This window comes from Flavobacterium sp. (assembly GCF_021151785.1).
Classification (GTDB): Bacteria; Bacteroidota; Bacteroidia; order Flavobacteriales; family Flavobacteriaceae; genus Flavobacterium.
This window is the reverse complement of sequence record NZ_JAGKWP010000150.1, coordinates 1-3,806: the sequence shown is the minus strand read 5'-3', so window position 1 is coordinate 3,806 and position 3,806 is coordinate 1. Positions and strand designations below refer to the sequence as shown.

General features: G+C 30.5%; 4 protein-coding genes. 3 read left to right on the top strand and 1 reads right to left on the bottom strand.

The annotated features are described in order from the left end of the window. From QZ824_RS10970 to QZ824_RS10960, 3 genes are all read left to right on the top strand, one after another. Window positions 1-1,341 (top strand): arginine decarboxylase (locus QZ824_RS10970; protein WP_291276058.1); only part of this gene is annotated, 1,341 nt, incomplete at its 5' end. A gap of 49 nt (window positions 1,342-1,390) precedes the next feature. Next, window positions 1,391-2,365, top strand: a complete 975-nt coding sequence (locus QZ824_RS10965; protein WP_291276057.1) for a deoxyhypusine synthase family protein — start codon at window positions 1,391-1,393, stop codon at window positions 2,363-2,365. Window positions 2,366-2,453: 88 nt separating this feature from the next. Then, a complete protein-coding gene (locus QZ824_RS10960; protein WP_291276056.1) occupies window positions 2,454-2,825 on the top strand; it encodes a DNA primase in 372 nt (123 codons plus the stop codon). Window positions 2,826-2,895: 70 nt separating this feature from the next. Here QZ824_RS10960 and QZ824_RS10955 read toward each other — a convergent pair whose 3' ends face one another. Beyond that, window positions 2,896-3,750 (bottom strand): DUF2911 domain-containing protein, encoded by an 855-nt coding sequence (locus QZ824_RS10955; RefSeq protein WP_291276055.1) that lies wholly within the window; start codon window positions 3,748-3,750, stop codon window positions 2,896-2,898. Window positions 3,751-3,806 lie beyond the last annotated feature (56 nt).

Below are 3,806 nucleotides of genomic sequence, written 5' to 3'. Positions count from 1 at the left end.
GATAATCTACAATTTCATGGTATTGATTTAATGAAATTAGTAGAGGAATATGGAACTCCACTGAAGTTTACCTACTTGCCTAAAATCTCTCAAAACATTAATCGTGCAAAAATGTGGTTTAGAAATGCCATGGAAAAACACGGTTATGAAGCTAAATACTATTATTGTTATTGCACTAAAAGTTCACATTTTGAATTTGTATTAAATGAAGCTTTAAAAAATAACATTCATATCGAAACTTCATCTGCATTTGACATTAATATTGTTGAAAAATTAATGGAAAATGGAAAAATTAACAAAAATACTTTTGTAGTTTGTAATGGTTTCAAAAGAGGTAAATATGTTGAAAATATTGCTCGTTTGATTAATAACGGACACAGAAACACAATTCCAGTAATTGATAATTTTGAAGAATTAGACTTACTTCAAGAACAAATTGAGGGTAAGTTTAAAATTGGAATTCGTATTGCAGCCGAAGAAGAGCCTAAATTTGAATTTTATACTTCTCGTTTAGGAATTGGTTATAAAGATATTGTCCCTTTTTATAGAAAGCAAATTCAAGAAAATAAGAAAGTTGAACTTAAAATGCTTCACTTTTTTATTAATACAGGAATTAGAGATACAGCCTACTATTGGAACGAATTATTGAAATGTATGAAAGTATACATTGCACTAAAAAAAGAGTGTCCATCATTAGATAGTTTAAATATTGGTGGTGGATTTCCAATAAAAAGTTCTTTAGCATTTGATTATGATTATGAGTATATGATAGACGAAATATTGAATCAAATTAAAATTGCTTGTGATGATGCTGAAGTTGATGTGCCACATATTTTTACAGAATTTGGATCTTATACTGTAGGTGAATCAGGTGGAGCAGTTTACCAAGTTTTATATCAAAAAAAACAAAATGATAGAGAAAACTGGAATATGATTGACTCTTCTTTTATTACCACATTACCAGACACTTGGGCAATTAACAAGCGCTTTGTTATGTTAGCTGTAAACCGATGGAATGACACTTATGAGCGTGTGCTCTTAGGTGGTTTGACTTGTGATTCTGATGATTATTACAATTCTGAACAGCATATGAATGCAGTATATTTACCTAAATACAATAAAGAAAAACCATTGTATATTGGGTTTTTTAACACGGGAGCCTATCAGGAAACCATTGGTGGATTTGGAGGATTACACCACTGCATTTTACCACAACCAAAGCATATTTTGATTGATAAAGATAAAAATGGTATCATAGCAACTGAAATTTTTTCTGAAGAACAACAAGCAGAAGATGTGTTAAGTATTTTAGGATACCACAAAAATAAAGAAGATAAATAATTAAAAGAGCAGAATATTCCGCTTCTATACATTCATAAAAACAAACAAAATGAGTAAAGGACCAATTAGTCAATTCGTAGAAAAGCATTATTTGCATTTCAATGCTGCTGCTTTAGTAGATGCTGCTAAAGGATATGAAGAACATTTATTAGATAATGGTAAAATGATGGTAACACTAGCTGGTGCTATGTCTACTGCAGAGCTAGGAAAATCATTAGCAGAAATGATTCGTCAAGATAAAATCCATATCATTTCTTGTACTGGTGCCAACCTTGAAGAAGATATTATGAATTTAGTTGCTCATAATTCATATAAAAGAGTACCTAATTATAGAGATTTATCTCCTCAAGAAGAATGGGATTTATTAGAAAATCATTATAATCGTGTAACTGATACATGTATTCCTGAGGAAGAAGCATTTAGAAGATTACAATCGCATTTATATGATATTTGGAATAATGCAGATTCAAAAGGGGAACGTTATTTTCCACATGAATTTATGTATCAAATGATTAATTCTGGGGTTTTAGAACAATATTATGAAATTGACCCTAAAGACTCTTGGATGGTAGCAGCAGCAGAAAAGAATTTACCAATTGTTGTTCCTGGATGGGAAGACAGTACAATGGGGAATATTTTTGCTTCATATTGTATTAAAGGAGAGTTTAAAGCTACTACAATGAAAAGTGGAATTGAGTACATGATGTGGTTGGCTGATTGGTATAAAGAAAATTGTACTGGAAAAGGTATTGGATTCTTCCAAATTGGTGGGGGTATCGCTGGAGACTTCCCAATTTGTGTTGTACCTATGTTATATCAAGATATGGAAATGCACGATGTACCATTTTGGGCTTACTTCTGTCAAATCTCTGATTCCACAACAAGTTATGGTTCTTATTCCGGTGCTGTTCCTAATGAAAAAATAACTTGGGGTAAATTAGATATCACCACACCTAAATTTATTGTTGAATCTGATGCTACAATTGTAGCTCCATTAATTTTTGCCTATATTTTGGGATGGTAATTATGTAAAAAAATTAAATTAAAAAAATTTGATTTTTAATTTTTCAATATTACATTTGACAAACCAAACTTGATTAAGCATAACCCAAATGAAAAGAGTAATTGTAGATTACGCAAAACTAACAAATGAAATTTTAAGCCTTTTAGTTGAAAAATTCCCTGACGGATATGATGAGTCAGATATAATTCGATTTAAAAATGCTAAAAATGAAACCATTGAAGCTGTTGAAGTAAGAACAGAAGACACTATTTATCTAGTTAAAGTAAGTACTAAACTTTCTGATAGAATTGAAAATTATGATGAAGATGATGATTTTGATGCACCTGACGAAAGTTTAGACGCATTGAAAGAATTAGAAATAGATGCGGTTAGTGATGATGATGATGAAAAGTCTGATTCAGATATTGATGAGGATGAAGATGCCCCAGAAAATGAAGAAGAAGAGGAAGATGACGAGTAAACTTCAAATCTATATATAAAAAAGAGTTCGAAAATTCGAACTCTTTTTTTTATAATAATAACACTATAATTTAATTTTTCATTTTAGACCAACTATTAATACTATCATTATTCTGTTTGATATAATCTTGATTATTAGCTTTTGTTGCTCCTGCTAAAGACAATTTTGCTGTTTCAAGCGCTCCTTTAATATCTCCTAATTTATATTGAATTAATGATTTTAATCTATAATACCAAAAAGGAACTTCAGGTTCTTTTGAAATTGAAATTGCTTTATTTATCCACTCTAATGCCTTATTGAAATCATTATTAGATTGATAATAATATTGAGCTGAAGTAAAAAAGTCATTTGATGTAGGACCTTGTAAAGCTTGATTAATGTTTTTTACTACGGCCTTTTGAGTAGGTACTTCAATTTTTACAGAGACCAAAGTTTTTTCCCAAGAAATATCTAAAGTTGCACTGTCAGTTGTAACATTATTAATTGCTATAGTAAATGTTTCTACATGCTTCGACAAACTTTCTGGAACAATCGTTGTTCTTAACGCAACCTCATTTTCATTCCAATCTTCAGGTAATCCCCAATTATTTGTGTCTTTATAGAAAATAATATCCCAAGCATCTGCCTTTGGAGTAGTATAAAGCGCATACTTACCTTTCAATAATAATTTACCTCCAATTATAACATCTTCACTAAATGAAATTGTTGTATTCTCATTGGCTCCAGTGCGCCAATTTTTGCCATATGGAACCAATTCTCCATATACTGGTCTACCCTTTGCACTAGGGCGAGAATAAGAAATATCAATTGTTGTTAGACCTACTATTTGTTCCACTTTAGATAACGGACTAGCTTGTGGAATTTTAATTTGAGCTTGCAACAAACTAGCCACAAACAAAAAGCTTAAAAATAATTTATTCTTCATAAAATTCAATTTTTTGCTAAAATACATTTTTTTTATCCTCTCCTTGTGTTAAGATA

What these genes read in the sequence shown, in the direction of transcription:
- QZ824_RS10965 (WP_291276057.1), top strand. Translation starts at nt 1,391, where the DNA reads ATGAGTAAAGGACCAATTAGTCAATTCGTAGAAAAGCATTATTTGCAT.
- QZ824_RS10960 (WP_291276056.1), top strand. Translation starts at nt 2,454, where the DNA reads ATGAAAAGAGTAATTGTAGATTACGCAAAACTAACAAATGAAATTTTA.
- QZ824_RS10955 (WP_291276055.1), bottom strand. Translation starts at nt 3,750, where the DNA reads ATGAAGAATAAATTATTTTTAAGCTTTTTGTTTGTGGCTAGTTTGTTG.